Source organism: Streptomyces anthophorae, from assembly GCF_049310305.1.
Classification (GTDB): Bacteria; Actinomycetota; Actinomycetes; order Streptomycetales; family Streptomycetaceae; genus Streptomyces.
This window is the reverse complement of the sequence record NZ_JBLWQQ010000001.1, coordinates 6,294,795-6,316,382: the sequence shown is the minus strand read 5'-3', so window position 1 is coordinate 6,316,382 and position 21,588 is coordinate 6,294,795. Positions and strand designations below refer to the sequence as shown.

Here is a 21,588-nt window from a genome sequence, read left to right as displayed (position 1 = left end):
GCCCCTCTGGCGGACGGCCCGGACTGCGGACGGGCGTAAATCTAAAGGCTTTTGGTTTTCGCAATGTAACCTCCCGTTGGGCATACGGGAAGACCCGATTTCGTGGAGCCACTGAGGAGGGACCTGGATGGGGCGGCCGCGCACACCCCTTCTCGACCGGGAGCGGATCACCACGGCGGCGCTCGCCATCGTCGACGAGAACGGCGAGTTCAGCGTCCCGCAGGTGGCACGCAGACTCGGCGTGCAGGCGGGCTCGCTCTACCACCACGTCGACGGCCGTGACGGCATCGTCGAGCTGCTGCGCGAGCGGATCTGCTCCGCGATCGACGAGACGCCGCTGACCTCCGGCCTCCCGTGGGACGAGGCGATCGCCGGGTGGGCCCGCTCCTACCGCGCCGCGTTCGCCGCGCACCCCAAGGCGATCCCGCTCCTGACGACCCACCCGGTGCGGGCGCCGCGGGTGCTCGCGCAGTACGAGCTGGGGGTGGCGCTGCTGCTCGACGCCGGGTTCGCGCTGCCGGACGTGATGCCGGTGATCATCGCGCTCGACAACATGGTGCTCGGTTCGGCGCTCGACATGGCGGCGCCCGACACGATGTGGGAGCCGACGGAGGAGGGCGCGACCCCGATGCTCGAACGGGCCCTCGCCGCCGGGCCCGAGGGCCGCACGGACGCGGCGTTCGAGCTGGTGCTCGCCGGGTTCGTCGCGCGGTGCCGGGTGCTGCTGGACGCGTAAGGGCCCCGTAGGGTTCCGGGACCTTCGTCCCGCGCGTTCACGACCGATGGCATCTGCCGCCGGGGCCCGTCCGGAGGGATCGTCGGAGGTCCAGACCTCGACGGTACGGACGGAGGGCCGGTTTCATGGCTACGGCGACGGCAACGGTACGCAAGGGCACGGCGAGCGCGAGGGTGGCGGCTCCGGGCGACGACTCCCACCCCTTCGGCGCGCTCCAGCGCGAGCACGCTTCCGCGGACGAGCGGACGGCCCTGGCGACGGCCCACGCCCACCGGGGCCCTTCCGGGCTGCCGTGGTTGTCGGCGACGACGTCGGCGAAGGTCTCCTGACACCCGCACCGGTCCTACGCCACGGGGCTCCGCCCCGGACCCCGCTGCTCAATCGCCGCAGGGGCTTGATTTGCCCACCCGCCGGCGGGGCTCAAGAGGGCCGGTCCCGCCTTGGGCAATCTGCCGCCTAATGGGGTCTCCCCTGCTCGGAGCTTGTCGGAGAGCTTGGGGAAGGCAGGGTGGGCAAGGCGGCCCCCGGTGCCGCGCAACGGAACAGCAGGCGCCGACCCCGGCACGGCCGAAAACCCCGGCGCCCGCGCAGCGCCGTCACCCGTCGTAGAACCGCTCCTCCATCACCGCCCGCGCGCGGCGCGTGGTGCGGCGGTAGTCGTCCAGCATGTCGCCGACGTGCCCGGGGTCGTAACCCAAGTACCGCCCCACGGCCCCGAGTTCGCGGCCGTCCGACGGGAACGTGTCGCCGGGCCTGCCGCGCACCAGCATCACCGCGTTGCGCACACGCGTGGCGAGTACCCACGCCTCGTCGAGGATCGCCGCGTCCTCGGCCGGAATCAGCCCGGCGGCGCACGCGGCGGCGAGGGCCTCGCGGGTGCGGGTGGTGCGCAGGCCCGGTTCGGCCCAGCCGTGCCGCAGCTGGAGCAGCTGCACCGTCCACTCGACGTCGGAGAGGCCGCCACGGCCCAGCTTCGTGTGGAGCGTGGGGTCGGCGCCGCGCGGCATCCGCTCCGACTCCATGCGGGCCTTGAGGCGGCGGATCTCAAGCACGGCGTCGTCACCGAGGCCTTCGGCGGGGTAGCGCAGCGGGTCGATCAGGTCGATGAAGGCGCGGCTCAACTCCTCGTCACCGGCGACCGGTTGGGCCCGCAGCAGCGCCTGCGACTCCCAGACCAGGGACCAGCGGCGGTAGTACGCCTCGTAGGACTTGAGCGTGCGCACCAGCGGCCCCGACTTGCCCTCGGGGCGCAGGTCCGCGTCGATGAGCAGCGGCGGGTCGGCGCTCGGCAGGGCGAGCAGCCGGCGCATCTCGGAGACGACCTTGTTGGCGGCCTGCGCCGCCTCGTGGTCGTCGACGCCCTCGCGGGGCTGGTGCACGAACAGCACGTCGGCGTCGGAGCCGTAGCCCAGCTCGTGCCCGCCGAAGCGACCCATGGCGATGACGGCGAAACGGGTGGGCAGCGTGTCGCCCCAGCCGTCGCGGACCACGGCGCGCAGCGTCCCGCCGAGGGTGGCGGCCGTCAAGTCCGACACGGCGGCGCCCACTTGGTCCACCAGGGCACCCTGGTCGGCGACGGCGGGCGTGTCCTCGGTGCCGTACGAGGCGATGATGTCGGCGGCGGCCGTGCGCAGCAGCTCGCGGCGGCGCACCGCACGCGCCGAGTAGACCGCCTGCTCGCCGCTCTCCGCGCGCCGTACCGCCGCCAGCGCCTCCTGCTCCAACTGCTCCTGCCCGCGCGGCTCCAGGCCCCGCTCGTCGCCCAGCAGCGCCACCGCTTCGGGGGCGCGCATCAGGAGGTCGGGGGCGAGGCGCCCCGCGGACAGGATCCGCGCCAGGTTCTCGGCGGCCGCGCCCTCGTCGCGCAGCAGCCGCAGGTACCAGGGCGTCTTGCCCAGCGCGTCCGAGACCTTGCGGAAGTTGAGCAGGCCCGCGTCCGGGTCGGCGGAGTCCGCGAACCAGCCGAGCAGCACCGGGAGCAGGGTCCGCTGGATGGCGGCCTTGCGGCTGACTCCGGAGGCCAGCGCCTCCAGGTGGCGCATCGCGGCGCTCGGGTCGGCGTAGCCGAGCGCGACGAGCCGCTCGCGGGCCGCGTCGGCGCGCAACCTCGTCTCGCCGGGCGCGAGTTGGGCGACGGCGTCGAGCAGCGGCCGGTAGAACAGCTTCTCGTGCAGACGGCGGACGACGGACGTGTGCCGCTTCCAGGCCCGCTTGAGGTCCGTGATGGGCTCCGTGCGCATGCCCATCGAGCGGCCGATGCGGCGCAGGTCGGCATCGTCCTCGGGCACCAGGTGGGTGCGGCGCAACTTGTAGAGCTGGATGCGGTGTTCGAGGGTGCGCAGGAACCGGTAGGCGTCGTCGAGCTGCACGGCGTCGACCCGGCCGACGTAGCCGCCGTCGGCGAGCGCGGCGAGTGCGTCCAGGGTCGTTCCGCTGCGCAGCGCGGCATCCGTGCGCCCGTGCACCAACTGGAGCAACTGCACGGCGAATTCGACATCGCGCAGGCCGCCGGGCCCGAGCTTCAGCTCACGGTCCTTCTCGCCCGCCGGGATGTTCGCCACGACCCGCTTGCGCATCTTCTGCACGTCGGGCACGAAGTTGTCCCGCTCGGACACCTGCCACACCATCGGCGACACGGCCGCGACGTACTCCTCGCCGAGCTCCAGGTCGCCCGCGACCGGGCGCGCCTTGAGCAGCGCCTGGAACTCCCAGGTCTTGGCCCAGCGCTGGTAGTAGGCGAGGTGCGAGGAGAGGGTGCGCACGAGCGGCCCGTTGCGCCCCTCGGGGCGCAGGTTGGCGTCCACGGGCCAGATGGTGCCCTCGACGGTGGTGTCGGAGCAGATCCGCATCATGTGCGAGGCGAGCCGGGTGGCGGCCTGGACCGCCTTGCCCTCGTCGGCGGACCCGTCGGCGGGCTCGCCCACGAAGATGACATCGACGTCGGACACGTAGTTCAGCTCGTGGCCGCCGCACTTGCCCATCGCGATCACGGAGAGCCGGCACAGCGCGGCGTCGGCCGGGGACGCCGCGCGGGCGATGGCGAGGGCCGCGCGCAGCGTCGCCGTCGCCAGGTCGGCGAGTTCGGCGGCGGTCTCGGTGATGTCGGTGGTGCCGCACACGTCGCGGGCGGCGATGGACAGCAGGCAGCGCCGGTAGGCGACGCGCAGCGACACCTCGTCGGTGGCCTCGGCGAGCCCCTGCTCGAACTCCTCCACGCCGGGGTGCAGATCGTTCGCCTCGTACGTGACGAGGGCCCGCCAGTCCTTCGAGTGCCGGGCCAGGTGGTCGGCGAGCGCCTCGGAGGAACCGAGCACGCCGAGCAGCCGGTCGCGCAGCGGCTTCGCGGCGACGAGCGTGTCGAGCAGTTCGCGCCGCGCCGTCTCGTCGTCCTGCGCCTCGACCAGCCTGACGAGTCCGAGGAGCGCCAGGTCCGGGTCGGCGGCGGCGCCGAGCGCGTCCAGGAGCAGCGGGTCGGAGCGCACGGCGGACAGGGCGGGGTCGTCGAGCAGCCGCTCGGCGGTGGACGGATCGGTGAAGCCGAGTCGCAGCAGCCGGGTGAAGGTGCTGCTTCTGCGGCCGCCCGTCCACCGTCCCCCTTCGTGCGGCACCGACATCATCGCCCGGCCTCCTGTTCGATCAACGGTGGCCTTGAGCCTACTGCGCCCCGGCCCGCACCGATGAGTTGCGGCGGCGTGCCGGGTCCCTACTCATGGACGAGAGGGTCCGTCCCGGGCCTCGTACTCCGTTCCCGGGCCCGTACGCGGAAAGGAAGCCCCGCGATGCCGCACGCCACCGACGACACCGACGACACCGACGACACCGACGCCATGCCGCACACATCGATCGACCCGCGCTACAGCTCCCCCGGCGCCGAACCCACCGCGTGGGCGGCGGCCGAACGGCTGCTGACCGGCGCCGAACTGTTCTGGATCTCCACGGTGCGCCCCGACGGCCGCCCCCACGTCACGCCGCTGATCGCCGTCTGGCTCGACGGGGCCCTGCACTTCACCTCCGGCGAGCGCGAGCGCAAGTCGCTCAACGTCGCGGAGAACCCCGAGGTCGTCCTCACCACCGGCACGAACACGTGGGCCGCGGGCTTCGACGTGGTGGTCGAGGGGCGGGCGGTGCGGATCACCGAAACGGAACGGCTGCGTTCCCTCGCCAAGGCGTGGGAGGCGAAGTACGGTCCGGCTTGGCACTTCGAGGTCCGTACCGACGGCGCGTTCCAGGGCCAGGAGGGCCCGGCCCTGGTCTTCGCGGTGACGCCGCGCACGGTCTTCGGCTTCGGCAAGGGCGAACAGTTCACGCAGACGCGCTGGCGGTTCGAGTGACTCGGTGAGAGGACAGGTCAAACCATGGAATGGACCCTCGAGGTGATCGTCGTCCCCGTCTCCGACGTGGACCGCGCCAAGGACTTCTACGCGAACAAGGTGGGCTTCAAGGTCGACCTGGACAGCCAGGTGGCCCCGGGCATCCGCATCGTGCAGCTCACACCGCCCGGCTCGCGCTGCTCGGTCTCCCTGGCGGAGGGCCTGCCGGGAGCGCCTGGCCAGCCGTCCATGGCCCCCGGCTCGCTGACCGGGCTCCAGGTCTGCGTCACCGACATCGCGGCGGCGCGCGAGGAACTGCTGACGCGGGGCGTCGACGTCAGCCCGGTGCAGCACGCGGGGCCGCAGGGCTGGCAGGAGGGCCCCGGCGAGGTGTGGAACTCGTTCATGTTCTTCACGGACCCGGACGGCAACGGCTGGACGGTCCAGGAGGCGCCGGCGCCCCTGTCGGAACGCTGAGCACCGGCGTCCACGTGGGTCCGGAACCGGCGATTCGCCCCTACCTTGTCCCCATGGAAATGACCCTTGAGGTAATCGGCCTGCCGGTGTCGGACATCGACCGGTCCAAGGCCTTCTACGTCGACAAGGTCGGCTTCCGCTGCGACGTCGACCGCGAGGTGATGCCCGGCGCCCGCATCGTCCAGCTCACCCCGCCCGGCTCCGGCTGCTCGGTCACCCTCGCCGCGGGCGTCCCGTCCCCGACGGGCACCGCGACCCCGGGCACGTACCACGGCCTGCAACTGTGCGTCGCCGACATCAAGGCCGCCTACGAGGAACTCCGCGCCCGCGGCCTCGACGTCTCGGAACCGGTCCAGTACGCCCCCGACGACGGCGGCACCTTCATGCACTTCACCGACCCGGACGGCAACGGCTGGTCCATCCAGGAATACCGAAAGCGCTCCGCTGTGCCGTTGCGGGACGCGTTGTAGACCGGGCGGGTCCCGGAACGTTCGCCCCTGCCTTGGCAGACCAATGCCTCACGGGCTGCCGGCGGCCGAGATGCTCTGCACGACGTTGCCCAGGACGGCGAGAATCCCCTGCCCGAACCCGGTCGGCGCGATCAGCACGCCGAACACCAGCACGATGAACACGGTCGTCCACTGGTTGGCCTTGCTCTGGAACTGGCCCTTCCGACCGATGCGGAAGTAGATGATCACGGCCAGCAGGACCGCGACGTTGAGCGTCAGGATCACTTGGCCCAGCTCCCCTTCTGGTCAGGACCGTGCCGTCGGTAGCCGTGGTGGCGGTGCTTGCACTGGATCGCCCGGACAGCCGACGGCGGGCCGTGCGCCGCGCCGGGCGACGGCCGCTCACCGGGACGCACCCGGTGGCCGCAGCCCTTCTCCGCCCATCACACAGTCCTCACCCCGTGCCCCCATGAACGAACTCCCCCTCAGGCCAAATGCGTTGGCGCAACCCCGCTCCAGTCATATGACAGCACGCACCACTGACATGGCGTAAGGATGCGATCACAGAGGGCAGTGTCATTCGGCCAGCACAGCTCCCCCTTGCGCCCACCCCGCAGCAGCGGCCTGCTCGCTCGACACCGCCGATTCCTTGCCGCTCCCACCACAGACGACAGGGCCGCCGGTCACAGACCGGCGGCCCTGAAAGCCTGATGCGGCGTGAAACCGCCCTGCCCTGCGCCTACAGCACCGGCAGGTTCTTCCTCAGCTCGAACGCCGTGACCTCCGAGCGGTACTCCTCCCACTCCTGCTTCTTGTTGCGCAGGAAGAAGTCGTAGACGTGCTCGCCCAGCGTCTCCGCGACCAGTTCCGAGCGTTCCATCAGGGCGATGGCCTCGCCGAGGTTCTGCGGGAGGGGCTCGATGCCCATCGCGCGGCGTTCCGCGTCGGAGAGGGCCCAGACGTCGTCGTCGGCGCCCGGCGGGAGTTCGTAGCCCTCTTCGATGCCCTTGAGGCCGGCCGCCAAGAGGACCGCGTACGTGAGGTACGGGTTGGCGCCGGAGTCGATGGAGCGGACCTCGACGCGCGCCGAGCCCGTCTTGCCGGGCTTGTACATCGGGACGCGGATGAGGGCCGAGCGGTTGTTGTGGCCCCAGCAGATGTAGGACGGGGCCTCGCCGCCGGCGCCCGCCGTGCGCTCGGAGCCGCCCCAGATGCGCTTGTAGGAGTTCACCCACTGGTTGGTGACCGCGGAGATCTCGGCGGCGTGCTTCAGCAGGCCCGCGATGAAGGAGCGGCCGACCTTGGAGAGCTGGTATTCGGCGCCCGACTCGTAGAAGGCGTTCCTGTCGCCTTCGAAGAGGGACAGGTGCGTGTGCATGCCGCTGCCCGGGTGTTCCGAGAACGGCTTGGGCATGAACGTCGCCTGGACGCCCTGCTCCAGCGCCACCTGCTTCATGACCAGGCGGAACGTCATGATGTTGTCCGCCGTGGAGAGCGCGTCGGCGTAACGGAGGTCGATCTCCTGCTGGCCGGGCGCGCCCTCGTGGTGGCTGAACTCGACCGAGATGCCCATCGACTCCAGCATGGTGATCGCCTGGCGGCGGAAGTCCATGCCCACGTTCTGCGGGGTGTGGTCGAAGTAGCCGGAGGTGTCGGCGGGCACCGGGCGGGTGCCGTCCAGCGGCTTGTCCTTGAGCAGGAAGAACTCGATCTCGGGGTGGGTGTAGAAGGTGAAGCCGAGGTCGGAGGTCTTGGCCAGGGCCCGCTTCAGGACGTAGCGCGGGTCGGCGAAGGACGGCGAGCCGTCGGGCATCAGGATGTCGCAGAACATGCGTGCCGTGCCGGGGGCCTCCGCGCGCCACGGCAGGACCTGGAAGGTGCCGGGATCCGGCTTTGCGATCATGTCGGACTCGTACACACGGGCGAAGCCCTCGATGGCGGAGCCGTCGAAGCCGATCCCCTCATCGAACGCCTGTTCCAGCTCGGCCGGGGCCACGGCCACCGACTTGAGGAAGCCCAGCACGTCCGTGAACCACAGACGTACGAACCGGATGTCGCGCTCCTCCAGGGTGCGGAGCACGAACTCCTGCTGCTTGTCCATCTTTCGCTTCCACCCATCCTTGCTGGTCAGGCCTACTGCTCCCACGCCGTTTGGAGGGCCTGGTCACATCCCACCACACGCCCGTTTCCGGCGCGTTGCCGACCTTGATCCTCGCTGATCGGCCGGTGATGTGTTCATAGTGCCTGCCGAAGCCCTCGGCGTCATAGTGCCCGCCTCGCGGCCGGTCCGCCGGATGGCCGACGCGGGTCTCGCACAACCGGCCCCGCCGCACCCCCCGATGCGCCCAAATCAGCCTATCCCGACCGGAGTTGAGCCGACTTGACGCCTTCTTGATCGTCCCATTTCCCCCGCGTGAACGGTTGTTGGCAAGAGTGGGCCCTTCTGCGTGTGCATTACACATGCACCTCAGCATCTCCAGCACCTCTATCCAGGGGGGTTCCACATGAGATCCAATCGCGGCGCACGCCGCACCCGGGCAGGCCTGAGCATCGCGGCCACCCTTCCGCTGCTCGCCGGCGCCCTCGCCCTCGCCGCGCCCGCCCACGCCCAGCCGGACGGCCGCGACACCCTCTCCGGCACCAAGCCGCTGTGGGCCACCGGCGCCGCCGACAAGGGCGACACCGCGGACGGCGGCAAGGTCACCGCGCGCGTCTACCTCGCGGGCCGGGACGCGAAGGGCCTCGCCCAGTACGCGAAGGACGTGTCCGACCCGGCGTCGGGTCACTACCAGAAGTATCTGAGCGCCAAGGAGGCGCGCGGCCGCTTCGGGGCGACGAAGGCGCAGATAGCCGAGGTCACGGCCTGGCTCAAGTCCGCGGGGCTCACCGTGACCGGCACAACCGCGCACTACCTCTCCGTGTCGGGCGACGTGGCCGCCACCGAGAAGGCCTTCGGCACCCAGCTGCACGACTACAAGAAGGGCGGCCACACCTACCGCGCCCCGTCCGCCGCCGCCTCCGTGCCCGCGTCCCTCGACGGCGCCGTGCTCACGGTCACCGGCCTCGACAGCGCCCCGCACAAGGCGACGAAGCAGGACCAACTGCCGCCGCCGAGCGCCGTGTTCCGCAACGCCGGGCCGTTCTCCACGTACTACGGCTCCAACACCGCGAGCACGCTCCCGGACGCGTACGGCGGCAAGGTCCCGTACGCCCCGAAGGGCTACACCGGCAAGCAGCTGCGCGCCGCGTACGGCGCCGGGAAGGCGACCGGCAAGGGGGTGCGGGTCGCGATCACCGACGCGTACGCCTCGCCGACCATCGCCAAGGACGCGGCGACGTACGCGAAGAAGCACGGGGACGCGGGCTACAACACCGGGCAGCTGAAGCAGGTGCTGCCGAAGAAGTACTCGCGGATCAAGGAGTGCGACGCGGCCGGCTGGTACGGCGAGGAGACCCTCGACGTCGAGGCCGTGCACGCGATGGCCCCGGCCGCCGGCATCACGTACGTGGGCGCCGCGTCCTGCTACGACGACGATCTGCTCGACTCGCTCGGCAAGGTCGTCGACAACCACCTGGCCGACATCGTCTCCAACTCCTGGGGCGACATCGAGGCCAACCAGACGCCCGAGCTGGCCGCCGCGTACGACCAGGTGTTCCAGCTGGGCGCCGTCGAGGGCATCGGCTTCTACTTCTCCTCCGGCGACAACGGCGACAACGTCGCGTCGACGGGTACGAAGCAGGTCGACACGCCCGCCAACTCGGCGTGGGTGACGGCGGTCGGCGGCACCTCGCTCGCGGTCGGCAAGGGCGACACGTACCAGTGGGAGACCGGCTGGGGCACGCTGAAGTCCAACCTGTCGGCGGACGGCAAGAGCTGGACCGACTTCCCGGGCGCGTACACCTCCGGCGCGGGCGGCGGCACCAGCAAGACGGTCGCGCAGCCCGACTACCAGAAGGGCGTCGTGCCGGACGCGCTCGCGGGGGCCAACGGCGGCAGGAACCGCGTCGTCCCGGACATCTCCGCCATCGCCGACCCGAACACCGGCTTCCTGGTGGGCCAGACGCAGACCATGCCCGACGGCTCGCTCGGCTACGACGAGTACCGCATCGGCGGCACCTCGCTCGCCGCGCCGGTGGTCGCGGGCGTGCAGGCGCTCGCGCAGCAGACGGGCGGCGGCAAGCCGCTCGGCTTCGCGAACCCGGCGATCTACGACCGGTACGGCACGGCGAAGTACCACGACGTCGTCGACAAGCCGACCGGCAAGGACCTCGCCGTGGCCCGCGTCGACTACGCCAACAGCTACGACTCCTCCGAGGGCCTGCTCACCTCGGTGCGCAGCCTCGGCAAGGACGCCTCCCTGAAGGCCGTCAGGGGCTACGACGACGTGACGGGGGTCGGCTCGCCGGCTCCGGGTTACGTGAACTCGTACCGCCGCTGACCGAAGGACGCCCCGGTGGTCCGGGCGGGCGCTCGCCCGGACCACCGGGGTTCAGCCCTGTTCACCGACGACCGGGTCCCGGTGGTCCGGGTGGATCCAGCTCGGCTTGCGGTACTTGAGGAACGCGACCGGCGCCGCGATGCCGAGGAGCAGCAGCCCGCCGCCGACGATCAGCAGATACCGCCACAGCGGCCCGGTGTCGTACTGGTCCGGCGGTACGAAGCCGATCACGAGCGCGAGCACGGAGGCGACGAACCCGACGCCCGCGACGGCGGTGACGGCCGGGACCACGAAGCCGCGCGGCACGTCGGGCTGCGAGCGGCGCAGTCGCACGACGGCCACGAACATCAGCAGATACGCGACCAGATAGATCTGGATCGTGATGACGGAGAACATCCAGTACTGGCTGGAGACGTTGTCGCTGAAGGCGTAGAGCACGCCGATGAGGGTGGTCAGGACGCCCTGCGCGACCATCACGTTCTGCGGGACGCCGTACTTGTTGAACTTCTGGAGGAACGGCGGCAGATAGCCCTCCTGCCGGGACAGCAGCACGAGCCCCTTCGCGGGTCCCGCCAGCCACGTGAGCATGCCGCCGAGCGCCGCGCACACCAGCATCACGCCGACGATCCGGGTCATCCAGCCGACCCCGAAGTGGTCGAAGAACGCCTGGAACGCCTGCATGAGGCCCGCGGTCAGGCTGAGCTGCTTCGCGGGCATGACCCAGCTGATGGCGAGGGCGGGCAGGATGAAGATGAGGAGTACGAGGCCGGTGGCGAGGAAGATCGAGCGCGGGTACTCGGCGCGCGGGCTGCGCAGCGAGGAGACGTGCACGCCGTTCATCTCCATGCCCGCGTAGGACAGGAAGTTGTTGACGATGAGGACGAGGCTGGCCAGGCCCGTCCACGGCGGCAGCCAGTGGCTCCCGTCCATGGGGGCGGCGGACGGATTGCCCTGCCCGAGGAAGACGATCCCGAGGACGACGAGCACGATGCCCGGGACGAGCGTGCCGATGACGAGCCCGAGGGACGAAAGCCCCGCGATGGTCTTCGTGCCGCGCGAACTCACGTACACGCCCGCCCAGTACAGGACGACGATGCAGATCGCGACGTACAGGCCGTTCTCGGCGAGGCTCGGGTGGATGACGTACGCGAAGGTGGACGCCACGTAGGCGAGCAGGCTCGGGTAGTACGCGATGGTCATCGCGAACTGGCACCACACGGCGATGAACCCGAGCGGTTTGCCGAGCGCCTCGCTGACCCAGCGGTAGATGCCGCCCGTCCAGCCGGAGGCCAGTTCGGCGCCGACGAGGGCGGTGGGCAGCAGGAAGACGACCGCCGGGAGCAGATAGAGGAAGATCGCGGCGAGTCCGTACAGGGCCATGGAGGGCGAGGGCCGCAGGCTGGCGACGGAGGCCGTGGTCATCAGGCCGAGGGTGACCCAGGAGATGAACTGGCGGCGGTTGCCGTCATCCACGGTCCGATCGCTTTGCCCTGGGTTGTCCGCAGTCGTCATGGGCTCATGATCCGCGCGGGAGGGGGAGCCCGCACATCGCCGGATACCGGGTGGGGGTAAGGTGCGGGGCATGGCGAGGACGCGGAGCGGCACCGGGCGGTGGCAGCGGCTGCTGCTGTTCGCCGCGCTGCTCCTCGGGGTCGTCGGGATGCACACGCTGGGGCATCCCTCGGGGCACGGGGCGGGGCGCGACGGGGCGATGCCGATGCCGAGCGCGCACGTCGCGACGGCCGGGCACGGCTCCCCGCACAGCACCGCCGTCACGGTTCACGAGCGCCCCGGCTCCCCCGGCCACGGCGGCATGGATCCGCTGAACGTGTGCCTCGCGGTGCTCGGTTCGTTCACGCTGCTGTTGCTGACGGCGCTGGTGCTGCGCCCGCTGCTCGCGGCGGTGGCACCGGGGCCGCGGGCCCGCGGCCTCGCCCTCGCCCAGCGCCCGAACCCTCCCCCGCCGCGAAGACTCCTGTCCCGGCTGTCGGTACTGCGCATTTAGGCCTGCGCGCGCTTTCGCACGCCTGAATCCACCATCACCGACAGCTCATCGACAGCGAGGTACACACGCATGCGCAAGGAGACTCCGCGCACCCCCACTCGACGCACCCTGCTCGGCGCGGCGGTCGCCGTGGCCGGGACGGGCGCCCTGGCGGCCTGTTCCGGTTCGTCGTCCGGCCACGGGAGCCACGCGGCGAAGGACGCCGCGCCGCGGGGCTACGTCGATCCGGCGGGCAAGGAGGTCGCCGCCGCCGAGAAAAGGCGCGGCTCCGGCGGACGGGTCCGCCGGGTCCGGCTCACGGCCGCCGCGACCCGGCTCGACCTGGGCGACCGCACCGTCAAGTCCTGGTCGTACGGCGGTGACCTGCCCGGCAAGGAGATCCGGGCCACGGCGGGCGACACGCTCGACCTCACCCTCGCCAACCACCTGCCCGAGCCCACGTCGATGCACTGGCACGGCATCGCGCTGCGCAACGACATGGACGGCGTACCGGATCTGACGCAGAAGCCGATCGCGCCGGGCGCCGACTTCACGTACCGCTTCAGGCTCGCGCACCCCGGCACGTACTGGTTCCACCCGCACTCCGGCACGCAGCAGGACCGCGGCCTGTACGCGCCGCTGATCGTGGAGGACCCGAAGGAGCCGCTCTCCTACGACAAGGAGTGGGTGGTCGTCCTCGACGACTGGGTCGACGGGGTGGCCGGCTCGACGCCGGACGCGGTGCTCAAGGAGCTGCGTTCGGGGATGGACCACGGGGGCGGCTCGGGCGGTTCGTCCGGTGGCGGCCACTCGGGCCACGACATGCCGGGGATGGAAGGCATGTCCATGCGTACGGAGGAGAAGCCGGCCGGCCCGTCCCGCATGATGATGGGCGCGAAGAGCGAGCTGCTGGGCGGCGACGCGGGCGACGTGAAGTACCCGCACTACCTGGTCAACGGCCGTACGCCACAGGCCCCTTCGTCCTTCGGGGCCCGCCCCGGCGACCGCATCCGGATCCGGTTCGTCAACGCGGGCGGCGACACGGCGTTCCGCGTCGCGCTCGGCGGCCACGAGATGACGGTGACGCACACGGACGGCTTCCCGGTGCGGCACGCGAAGACGGAGGCGCTGCTGCTCGGGATGGGCGAGCGGTACGACGTGCTGGTGACGGCGGGCGACGGGGTGTTCCCGCTGACGGCCGTCGCGGAGGGCAAGAAGGCGTCGGCTCTCGCGGTCCTGCGCACGGGCTCGGGCTCGACACCGTCCGCCTCCGCCCGCCCGAAGGAACTGGACGGCCGCCTCCTCACGGCGGACAAGCTCCGCGCGGACGACTCCGTGGCCCTGCCCTCCCGCAGGCCGGACCGCACGATCAAGCTGCGGCTCACGGGCGGGATGGCCGAGTACGACTGGGCGTTCGACAAGAAGCCGTACGACCCGGACCAGCGCCATCCGCTCCGCGCGGGCGAGCGGGTCCGCCTGGTCTTCACCAACACGACGTCGATGTGGCACCCGGTCCACCTGCACGGCCACACCTTCACCCTGCCGAACGGCCCCCGCAAGGACACGGCGATCGTCCTCCCGAACGCCACCGTCACAGCCGACTTCGACGCGGACAACCCCGGCCTGTGGATGCTCCACTGCCACAACGTCTACCACTCGGAGGCGGGCATGATGACGGTGCTGGGCTACCGGGGCTGACCTGAGAGGGCGGGGTACGCACGCGTACCCCGCCCTCTTTCACGCGGTTCCGGGGAAGCGCCGCGGCTCAGCGTCGCGCCGGTTCCTGTTCTGTGGGGATGTGGGAGGCCACCAGGCGGCCCGGGGGTGTCGGTGTGCGGCTGCGGTCGACCGCGTAGGCGACCGCGGCGACGCCCACGCCGAGGACCGCCAGGGCCGCGCCCGCGATGGCGGGGGAGGTCACTCCGAAGCCCGCGGCGAGGGCGAGGCCGCCGATCCAGGCGCCGCCCGCGTTGGCCAGGTTGAAGGCCGCCTGGTTCGCGGACGAGGCGAGGGAGGGGGCCGCGGAGGCCTTCTCCATCACGATCAGCTGGAGCGGGGAGCCCGTCGTGAACGCCGCCATGCCGAGGAGGAAGACGGCCAGGGCCGCGCTCCACTCCGTACGCATGAGGAGGGGGAAGAAGGCCAGGACCGCGGCCAGGGACGTCAGGCCGCCGAAGAGCGTGCGGCGCAGGGAGTGGTCCGCGAGGCGGCCGCCCATGAGGTTGCCGATCGTGGCGCCGACGCCGAAGAGCGCGAGCAGCACGGTCACGGAGGCCTCCGCGTAGCCCGCCGCGTCCGTGAGCATCGGCGTGATGTAGCTGTACGCCGCGAAGAGCGCGCCGAAGCCGGCGACCGTCGTGCCGAGCGCGAGCCAGACCGGGAGGGACTTCAGGGCGCGCAGTTCGCCCCGCAGGCCCGCGGCCGTCTCGGCGTGGCCGTGGTCCGCCGGGACCAGCGCCACCAGCGCCGCGATCGCGACGAGGCCGATCGCGCTGACCGCGAGGAACGTAGCGCGCCAGCCCAGCTGCTGCCCCATCGCGGTCGCGGCGGGCACGCCGACGACGTTCGCGATGGTCAGGCCGAGGAACATGAGGGAGACCGAGCGGGCCTTGCGTTCCGGGGCGACCAGCGAGGTGGCGACGACCGCGCCGACGCCGAAGAACGCTCCGTGCGGCAGTCCGCTGACGAAGCGGGCGAGCATCAGCGAGTGGTAGTCGGGGGCCGCCGCCGAGACCGCGTTGCCGACGACGAACAGCGCCATCAGGCCGATGAGGACCCGGCGCCGCGGCATCCGCGCGGTGACCGCGGCGAGCAGCGGCGCGCCGATGACCACACCGAGCGCGTACGCGGAGACGAGGTGTCCGGCGTCCGGGATCGAGATGCCCAGGTCGTCGGCGACGTTGGGCAGCAGGCCCATGATGACGAACTCGGTCGTGCCGATGCCGAAGGCGCCCACGGCGAGCGCGAGCAGGGCGAGGGGCATGGAGGAACTTTCGGTTGCGACGGCGGGAGGGTGGTGCGTTCCGTACGTGCACGCGTACAAGAACGCGTACATGAACGCGTACATGAACGCGTACCTGTGGAGTACGTAAGTTTACGTACGGAACAAAGTCTCGCCCATCGACTATTCCGTGAGGTTAAGACGCCGTGACGAGCGGCGAACCGCTGGACGTCACAGGTCGACCCGCGCCGCGATCGGCAGGTGGTCGCTCCCGGTCCTCGGCAGCGTCCACGACGTGACCGGCTCCACACCCTTGACCATGATCTGGTCGATGCGCGCCATCGGGAACGCGGCCGGCCAGCTGAACCCGAAGCCGCTGCCCGCCGCGCCCTGCGTGGAGCGCATCTGGGCGGTGACCCCGTTCAGGGCCCGGTCGTTCATGGTGCCGTTCAGGTCGCCGAGGAGGACGACCTTGTCGATCGGCTCGTCGGCGATCGCCTCGCCGAGCGCGTCCGCGCTCTCGTCCCGCTGGCTGGCGGTGAACCCGGAGTTCAGCTTCACCCGCACCGACGGCAGGTGGGCGACGTACACCGCGACCTTGCCCTGCGGCGTCGCGACGGTCGTGCGCAGCGCCCGCGTCCAGCCCAGCTTGATGTCGACGGGCCGGGTGCCGGAGAGCGGGTACTTGCTCCACAGCCCGACCGTGCCCTTGACCGCGTGGTACGGGTAGGCGCTCGCGAGCGCGTCCCGGTACGCAGGCAGCGCCTGGGCCGTCACCTCCTCCAGGGCGACGACCTGCGCGCCGGACGCGGCGACGTCCTTCGCGGTCCCGGCCGGGTCGGAGTTCTCGGCGTTGACGTTGTGCGTGACGACGGTCAGGTCGCCGCCGCTGCCCGTCTTGTCGGTGAGCAGCCCGCCGAAGAGGTTGAACCAGACGATCGCCGGGGCGAGCACCGCGACCACCGCGGTCGCCGACCTCCGCACGAGGCCCAGGACGAGCAGCACCGGCACGAAGACGCCAAGCCACGGCAGGAACGTCTCGGTCAGCGAGCCGAGGTTGCCGACGGTGTTGGGGATCTGTGCGTGCAGCAGCATGACCAGCGCCAGCAGGATCGCGAGCACCGCGAGGACGATGCCGCGCCGCCAGTAGCCGCGACCGCCCAGCGGTCGGCCACCCTGACGTCCCGGCCGGGCTCCCGGTCCGGCGGTCCCGGTCCCGCTGCCGTCGCCACCCTTGTACGCCTGCGCCATGCCGTCGTCGCCTCAACTCTGCCGTGCCCGCTGCCCTCGCCCGAAACAGTAGGGGATGAGCAGCGGCTTTCCGTTCCTCTACGGTCTGGGGGACGTGTGCGGCGGCGTCCTGAGTTCCGCGCGACCGGCCCACGAGGGACGCTGTGACGAAACCCGCACATCGTCCACCGGGCCGTCGACACCCGGCACGGGCGCCCGGCCGTCAGTGACCCGCGCGCAGCCCCGCGAGCACCGTATCGACGATCCGCTCGGCCAGGTCCTCCGCCAGCGGTGCGTCGGTCCGCATGACGGTGCGCAGCAGCATCGGCCCGGTGAACAGGTCCGCGGCGAACTCGACGTCCGTGCCGGCCGGCAGCTCCCCCTCGGCCACCCCGCGCCGCACCACGTCGTGCGTCGCGCGCCGCCGGGGTTCCACGACCAGCTCCTGGTACGCGCCCCAGAGCCTCGGCAACGTCTTCATCTGCGCGAGGACGTTGTGCAGCAGGGCGGAGGTGCGCATGCTCAGGCCCCGTCTGCGCATGTGCTCCAGGAGCCGCACGAGGTCGTCGCGCATCGAGGTGCCGGGAAGACCGGCGGGGTCGGGCTCCTCGATGGTGGCGACGACGTCGACGAAGAGTTCCTCCTTGCCGCTCCAGCGCCGGTAGATGGTGGCCTTGCCGACGCCGGCGGTGCGGGCGATGCGCTCGATGGACAGCTCGGTGAGCGGCACGCCCTGCTCGAGGAGTTCGATGACGCCCTCGATGATCGCCTGTTCGACGGCCTCGCTGCGCGGACGGCCGCGCGCGGGGGCGGCCGGCGCGGGAGAGGCCGACGCGGGGGTTCCGGGGGGTCCGGGGGTTCCGGGGGTGTCCGGGGGCCTTCGCCGCCGCGTCTGCCCCTCGGCCCGTTCCGTGCCCGCGTCCACCGCGCTCCGCCTTTCACCACGCCCCGGGCACCGCCACTGTGGCGGACCCCGGCGCATTCTCTCAATCGGCAGGTCAACGCCGGGTCAGTGGCCCGCGCCGACCTTCTCCGGCCGCTCACCGCTCTGCTCGGCCGGCGGATCCTTGGGCTTGCGCGGCAGGAAGAGCCCGGTGAGGACGGCGCTGAGCAGCGCGACCCCCGCACCGCACAGCGCGGTGATGTGCATGGCGTGCACGAAGGAGTCGTTCGCCGCCCCGACCAGCGCCTCGCCGCGCGGCCCGAGCTTCTCGGCGACACCGAGCGTGGCCTCGATGGACGCGCCCGCGGCGTCCCGGAGCCCGGCGGGCAGCGGCAGGAGCTGGTCCGCGATCCCGTTCTTGTACGCCGTGGACAGCACCGAGCCGAGCACGGCGATGCCGAGGGCGCCGCCGACCTGGCGGAACGTATTGCTGAGCGCGGAGGCCGAACCCGCCTTCTCGCGCGGCAGCGACTGCATGATCACGACGCTGGTCGGCGTCATGACGTGGGCCATGCCCGTGCCCATGAAGAAGAAGATGATCTCCATGACCCACATCGGGCTGTCCTCGTCGAGCAGCGTGAACGCGGCGAGCATGGCCGCCAGCAGCACCAGGCCGCCGGTCGTGGTGACGCGGACACCGAGCCTGTCGACGACGAGCCGGGCGCGCGGCGCGAAGATCAGCTGGGCGGCGGCCAGCGGCAGCAGGAACGCGCCGGTCTGCAACGGCGAGTAGCCGCGCACGCTCTGGATGTAGAAGGACGCGAAGAACGTGACGCCCATCATCGCGAAGAAGACGAGCGCGATGCCGGCCATGGCGGCCGAGAACACCTTGTTCTTGAAGTAGTTGATGTCGAACGACGGGTGGTCGCTGCGCTTCTCGTACAGCACGAAGGCGACCAGGACGACGAGGCCCGCGGCGATGGTGGCGAGGACCTGGGCGCTGGTGAAGTCGCCCTCGTCGCCGCCCTTGATGATCCCGTAGACGAGCAGCACGAGTCCGACGATGGACAGCACGACGCCGACGAGGTCGATCCGGCCCGGCTTCGGGTCCCGGGAGTCCGGCACGAGCGCGAGCATCAGTGCGATGGCGATGATCACGATCGGCACGTTCACGAGGAAGACCGAGCCCCACCAGAAGTGGTCGAGGAGCAGTCCGCCGGTGATCGGCCCGATGGCGATGGCGAGCCCGACGCCACCGGCCCAGATGCCGATGGCCTTCGGCTGCTCGTCCCGCTCGAACACGTTCATCAGGACGGCGAGCGTCGCCGGCATGACGAAGGCGGCACCGAGACCCATCACCGCGCGGAACGCGATGAGCTGGACCGGCGAACCGGACTCGGCGGCGAGGGCGGAGCCGACGCCGAAGACGACGAGCCCGCCGATCAGCACCTTCTTGCGGCCGAGCCGGTCGCCGAGCAGTCCGGCCGTGAACAGCAGCCCCGCGAAGACGAGCGTGTACGCGTTGATGGCCCACTCGAGCTCGCTCTGCGAGGCGCCGATGCCCACGGGCTCGGGGGTCGAGATCGTCTTGATCGCGACGTTCAGGATCGAGTTGTCGAGGACGACGATCAGCAGGCTCAGCATGAGCACACCGAGGATCACCCATCGACGGCGGTGCACGGACTCGGGCACGCGGCTACCCGGGGAGTCCGGGGAACCCTGGGAGCCCTGAGAGGCGGCGGGAGTGGTCATGGGAACGACCCTAGACCCATTTCGATACGGGACCGTCTCGTATTGAAAATCTCGGGGAAAGCCTTGCCGAGGCTTTACGTGGGCGGGGTACGGGTTGAGGAGGAGGCCTGGCGCGGGAGCGGCACGCGGTGCCACCATGGAGGCGATCCGGGGACGCCGTCAGGGCGCCTCGAGACGACATGAAGGAGCCGTTGCGATGACGCAACCCACAGAGCTTTCGGCTGCCCAGAACACACCGACCGGCGAGAGCGCCTCCCAGAACGCCCAGAAGCCCACCGTGCTGTACGGGGGCAAGGGCTCGCGGCGGGTCTCGGTCCGGGACATCGGCCTCGCCAAGGAGCGGGGCGAGAAGTGGCCCATGCTCACCGCGTACGACGCGATGACGGCGTCGGTCTTCGACGAGGCCGGGATCCCCGTGATGCTGGTCGGCGACTCGGCGGGCAACTGCCACCTCGGCTACGACACGACGGTGCCGGTGACCGTGGACCAGATGGTGATGCTGTCGGCGGCGGTGGTGCGGGGCACGTCCCGCGCGCTGATCGTCGGCGACCTCCCCTTCGGCTCGTACCAGGAGGGGCCCACGCAGGCGCTCCGGTCCGCCATGCGGCTGGTGAAGGAGGCCGGGGTCGGAGCGGTGAAGCTGGAGGGCGGCGAACGCTCGCACGCCCAGATCAAGCTGCTCGTCGACGCCGGGATCCCGGTCATGGCGCACATCGGGCTGACCCCGCAGTCGGTCAACACGCAGGGCTACCGGGTGCAGGGTCGCGGCGAGGAGGCGGCGCAGCAGCTGCTGCGCGACGCGAAGGCGGTCCAGGACGCGGGCGCGTTCGCGGTCGTCCTTGAGCTGGTCCCGGCGGAGCTGGCGGCCGAGGTCACGCGGAGGCTGCACATCCCGACGGTCGGCATCGGGGCGGGAGCCGGTACGGACGCGCAGGTCCTGGTCTGGACGGATGCGCTCGGGCTCACCGGCGGGAAGATGCCGAAGTTCGTGAAGAGTTACGCGAATCTGCGGGGCGTGATGTCCGATGCGGCGAAGGCGTTTGCGGAGGACGTCATCGACAGAACGTTCCCTCAGGAGGAACACTCCGTCCACTGACCGCGCCCCCGGGGCGGGGCCGACCCGTCCGCTTCCGCTGACCGCACCTCGGGCGGGGCGCCGACCCGCCCGCTGAGCACACCCCTGGGCGGGCCCAACTCGCCCGCAGAGCACACCCCTGGGCGGGGCCAACCCGTCCGCTGAGCCAATTCGGTACGACCGCGGCCCGCCGATCTTCCCCCGTCGGCGGGCCGCGTCACGCTCCGCGGGTGGGTCGGTGGGGCGTTGCGCATCGCCGCGCCTGGCGGTGGCCCGTCCACCGGTCTCGGGGCGGCCCGTGGCGGTCGATCGTCCACCACGCTCGGGTCCGTCTGTGACGGCCGACCATCCGCCGGTCTCGGGTCCGCCCGTGGCGGTCGATCGTCCGCCGCCCTCGGCTCAGCCCGTGACGGCCAACCATCCGCCGCCCTCGGCTCAGCCCGTGACGGCCAACCATCCGCCGCTCTCGGGGCGCTGCCCCGGGCCCCGCTGCTCAAGCGCCGCAGGGGCTGGACTGGCACGCCCACCCGCAGGCGACCGCCCGCTCCGGGGACCCCAGCGCCACGAGGTGCCACCCGCTCCGCCGGGCCGCCCCCACCGGCCTACCATCCGCCGCCCTCGGGGCTCCGCCCCCGAACCCCGCTGCTCAAACGCCGCAGAGGCTGGACTGACCCACCCGTCGCACGGACTTGAGTGACCCGGCCACCGCCACAGGGGGCTCGAGTTCACCCGCCCATCCGCAGGCCATGGCCCTCGACCGATCCCCCACCCATCTCCCACCACCCGCCCCCTCCGGGGGCTACGGCCCGACGCGGTGCCACCCGGACCAGACCGCCCCCTCCGGTCGACCTCCGCCGCCCCCCGGGGCTCCGCCCCGAACCCCGCTGCTCAAACGCCGCAGGGGCTTGATTGGCCCACCGGCCCCTCTGGGCGACCGCCCGCTGCTTGAGGCAAGCGCCGCAGGGGCGTGCGGACGGCCGTCACCGGCTTGGGCAATCTGCCGCCTGGGGCGGCAGGGTGGGCAAGGCGGCCCCCGGTGCCGCGCAACCATCACGATGGGCGCCGCCCCGGCGCGGAGGCCGGTCCCCGGACGGGCCGAAGCCCCTGGAGGGGGCGGGCGGTGGGAAGTGAGCACGCGCAACCGGTGAAGAGCGGTGCCGCGCACCGGAGCCGTGGACGCCCACACCGGCACGAAGCCGAGCCCCGAACTAGCCAAAGCCCCCGGTCGGAGCCGACGGGCGGGGGACGAGCAGGCGCAACCGCAGAAGCGCGGTACCGCGCACCGGTCCCGTGGCCCCACCCCGGCACGCGG

Annotated in this window: 17 protein-coding genes; 9 read left to right on the top strand and 8 right to left on the bottom strand. The window is 71.6% G+C overall.

The window, feature by feature from the left end; translation table 11 throughout:
* Nucleotides 1-127 precede the first annotated feature (127 nt).
* Together ACNYS0_RS28640 and ACNYS0_RS28635 are read left to right on the top strand one after the other, a co-directional pair.
* Nucleotides 128-736, top strand: a complete 609-nt coding sequence (locus ACNYS0_RS28640) for a TetR/AcrR family transcriptional regulator (RefSeq protein ID WP_422477455.1) — start codon at nt 128-130, stop codon at nt 734-736.
* Between the two features lie 125 nt (nt 737-861).
* Nucleotides 862-1,065, top strand: a complete 204-nt coding sequence (locus ACNYS0_RS28635) for a hypothetical protein (RefSeq protein ID WP_422477453.1) — start codon at nt 862-864, stop codon at nt 1,063-1,065.
* A 267-nt stretch (nt 1,066-1,332) separates the two neighbouring features.
* Here ACNYS0_RS28635 and ACNYS0_RS28630 read toward each other — a convergent pair whose 3' ends face one another.
* The gene (locus ACNYS0_RS28630; RefSeq protein WP_422477451.1) at nt 1,333-4,353 is read right to left on the bottom strand and encodes a bifunctional [glutamine synthetase] adenylyltransferase/[glutamine synthetase]-adenylyl-L-tyrosine phosphorylase; all 3,021 of its coding nucleotides are present in this window, start codon (nt 4,351-4,353) and stop codon (nt 1,333-1,335) included.
* A gap of 162 nt (nt 4,354-4,515) precedes the next feature.
* Between ACNYS0_RS28630 and ACNYS0_RS28625 the strand changes: the two genes are divergently transcribed.
* The 3 genes from ACNYS0_RS28625 to ACNYS0_RS28615 are packed head-to-tail and all read left to right on the top strand — an operon-like array spanning nt 4,516 to nt 5,993.
* Nucleotides 4,516-5,067, top strand: a complete 552-nt coding sequence (locus ACNYS0_RS28625) for a pyridoxamine 5'-phosphate oxidase family protein (RefSeq protein ID WP_422477449.1) — start codon at nt 4,516-4,518, stop codon at nt 5,065-5,067.
* A gap of 24 nt (nt 5,068-5,091) precedes the next feature.
* Complete coding sequence (locus ACNYS0_RS28620; protein ID WP_422477447.1) at nt 5,092-5,523, top strand: VOC family protein; 432 nt, start codon at nt 5,092-5,094, stop codon at nt 5,521-5,523.
* A gap of 53 nt (nt 5,524-5,576) precedes the next feature.
* A complete protein-coding gene (locus tag ACNYS0_RS28615) occupies nt 5,577-5,993 on the top strand; it encodes a VOC family protein (protein WP_385768454.1) in 417 nt (138 codons plus the stop codon).
* Between the two features lie 48 nt (nt 5,994-6,041).
* Here the strand turns inward: ACNYS0_RS28615 and ACNYS0_RS28610 are convergent, their stop codons facing one another.
* Both ACNYS0_RS28610 and ACNYS0_RS28605 read right to left on the bottom strand, forming a co-directional pair.
* Nucleotides 6,042-6,257 (bottom strand): hypothetical protein, encoded by a 216-nt coding sequence (locus ACNYS0_RS28610; protein WP_326022277.1) that lies wholly within the window; start codon nt 6,255-6,257, stop codon nt 6,042-6,044.
* Between the two features lie 454 nt (nt 6,258-6,711).
* Entirely contained in the window at nt 6,712-8,073 is a 1,362-nt protein-coding gene (locus tag ACNYS0_RS28605; protein WP_422477444.1) for a glutamine synthetase family protein, read from the bottom strand.
* 403 nt (nt 8,074-8,476) lie between these two features.
* Between ACNYS0_RS28605 and ACNYS0_RS28600 the strand changes: the two genes are divergently transcribed.
* Entirely contained in the window at nt 8,477-10,411 is a 1,935-nt protein-coding gene (locus ACNYS0_RS28600; protein ID WP_422477442.1) for a S53 family peptidase, read from the top strand.
* A 51-nt stretch (nt 10,412-10,462) separates the two neighbouring features.
* Here ACNYS0_RS28600 and gadC read toward each other — a convergent pair whose 3' ends face one another.
* The gene (gene gadC / locus ACNYS0_RS28595; RefSeq protein WP_422477440.1) at nt 10,463-11,923 is read right to left on the bottom strand and encodes a glutamate/gamma-aminobutyrate antiporter GadC; all 1,461 of its coding nucleotides are present in this window, start codon (nt 11,921-11,923) and stop codon (nt 10,463-10,465) included.
* A gap of 70 nt (nt 11,924-11,993) precedes the next feature.
* Between gadC and ACNYS0_RS28590 the strand changes: the two genes are divergently transcribed.
* Together ACNYS0_RS28590 and ACNYS0_RS28585 are read left to right on the top strand one after the other, a co-directional pair.
* Nucleotides 11,994-12,416, top strand: a complete 423-nt coding sequence (locus ACNYS0_RS28590; protein WP_422477438.1) for a DUF6153 family protein — start codon at nt 11,994-11,996, stop codon at nt 12,414-12,416.
* 69 nt (nt 12,417-12,485) lie between these two features.
* Complete coding sequence (locus tag ACNYS0_RS28585) at nt 12,486-14,093, top strand: multicopper oxidase family protein (protein WP_422477436.1); 1,608 nt, start codon at nt 12,486-12,488, stop codon at nt 14,091-14,093.
* 67 nt (nt 14,094-14,160) lie between these two features.
* Here ACNYS0_RS28585 and ACNYS0_RS28580 read toward each other — a convergent pair whose 3' ends face one another.
* The 4 genes from ACNYS0_RS28580 to ACNYS0_RS28565 form a co-directional block, all read right to left on the bottom strand.
* Entirely contained in the window at nt 14,161-15,378 is a 1,218-nt protein-coding gene (locus tag ACNYS0_RS28580) for an MFS transporter (protein ID WP_422477434.1), read from the bottom strand.
* 189 nt (nt 15,379-15,567) lie between these two features.
* Nucleotides 15,568-16,587 carry an endonuclease/exonuclease/phosphatase family protein gene (locus ACNYS0_RS28575; protein ID WP_422477432.1) on the bottom strand — a complete coding sequence of 340 codons (1,020 nt, stop codon included), beginning with the start codon at nt 16,585-16,587 and terminating at the stop codon, nt 15,568-15,570.
* 202 nt (nt 16,588-16,789) lie between these two features.
* Nucleotides 16,790-17,491: a TetR/AcrR family transcriptional regulator gene (locus ACNYS0_RS28570; protein WP_422477430.1), complete on the bottom strand. Its 702-nt coding sequence runs from the start codon at nt 17,489-17,491 to the stop codon at nt 16,790-16,792.
* An 84-nt stretch (nt 17,492-17,575) separates the two neighbouring features.
* Nucleotides 17,576-19,201, bottom strand: a complete 1,626-nt coding sequence (locus ACNYS0_RS28565; protein ID WP_422477428.1) for a DHA2 family efflux MFS transporter permease subunit — start codon at nt 19,199-19,201, stop codon at nt 17,576-17,578.
* A gap of 196 nt (nt 19,202-19,397) precedes the next feature.
* Between ACNYS0_RS28565 and panB the strand changes: the two genes are divergently transcribed.
* On the top strand, nt 19,398-20,297 hold the full coding sequence (gene panB, locus ACNYS0_RS28560) for a 3-methyl-2-oxobutanoate hydroxymethyltransferase (protein WP_422477426.1): 900 nt from the start codon (nt 19,398-19,400) through the stop codon (nt 20,295-20,297).
* The last annotated feature ends 1,291 nt before the right edge of the window (nt 20,298-21,588 follow it).

Bases quoted from the DNA above. Each gene is read 5' to 3' on its own strand.
- ACNYS0_RS28630 (WP_422477451.1), bottom strand. From the start codon at position 4,353: ATGATGTCGGTGCCGCACGAAGGGGGACGGTGGACGGGCGGCCGCAGA.
- ACNYS0_RS28575 (WP_422477432.1), bottom strand. From the start codon at position 16,587: ATGGCGCAGGCGTACAAGGGTGGCGACGGCAGCGGGACCGGGACCGCC.
- gadC (WP_422477440.1), bottom strand. From the start codon at position 11,923: ATGACGACTGCGGACAACCCAGGGCAAAGCGATCGGACCGTGGATGAC.
- panB (WP_422477426.1), top strand. From the start codon at position 19,398: ATGACGCAACCCACAGAGCTTTCGGCTGCCCAGAACACACCGACCGGC.
- ACNYS0_RS28590 (WP_422477438.1), top strand. From the start codon at position 11,994: ATGGCGAGGACGCGGAGCGGCACCGGGCGGTGGCAGCGGCTGCTGCTG.
- ACNYS0_RS28605 (WP_422477444.1), bottom strand. From the start codon at position 8,073: ATGGACAAGCAGCAGGAGTTCGTGCTCCGCACCCTGGAGGAGCGCGAC.
- ACNYS0_RS28585 (WP_422477436.1), top strand. From the start codon at position 12,486: ATGCGCAAGGAGACTCCGCGCACCCCCACTCGACGCACCCTGCTCGGC.
- ACNYS0_RS28615 (WP_385768454.1), top strand. From the start codon at position 5,577: ATGGAAATGACCCTTGAGGTAATCGGCCTGCCGGTGTCGGACATCGAC.
- ACNYS0_RS28565 (WP_422477428.1), bottom strand. From the start codon at position 19,201: ATGACCACTCCCGCCGCCTCTCAGGGCTCCCAGGGTTCCCCGGACTCC.
- ACNYS0_RS28625 (WP_422477449.1), top strand. From the start codon at position 4,516: ATGCCGCACGCCACCGACGACACCGACGACACCGACGACACCGACGCC.
- ACNYS0_RS28600 (WP_422477442.1), top strand. From the start codon at position 8,477: ATGAGATCCAATCGCGGCGCACGCCGCACCCGGGCAGGCCTGAGCATC.
- ACNYS0_RS28580 (WP_422477434.1), bottom strand. From the start codon at position 15,378: ATGCCCCTCGCCCTGCTCGCGCTCGCCGTGGGCGCCTTCGGCATCGGC.
- ACNYS0_RS28640 (WP_422477455.1), top strand. From the start codon at position 128: ATGGGGCGGCCGCGCACACCCCTTCTCGACCGGGAGCGGATCACCACG.
- ACNYS0_RS28620 (WP_422477447.1), top strand. From the start codon at position 5,092: ATGGAATGGACCCTCGAGGTGATCGTCGTCCCCGTCTCCGACGTGGAC.
- ACNYS0_RS28635 (WP_422477453.1), top strand. From the start codon at position 862: ATGGCTACGGCGACGGCAACGGTACGCAAGGGCACGGCGAGCGCGAGG.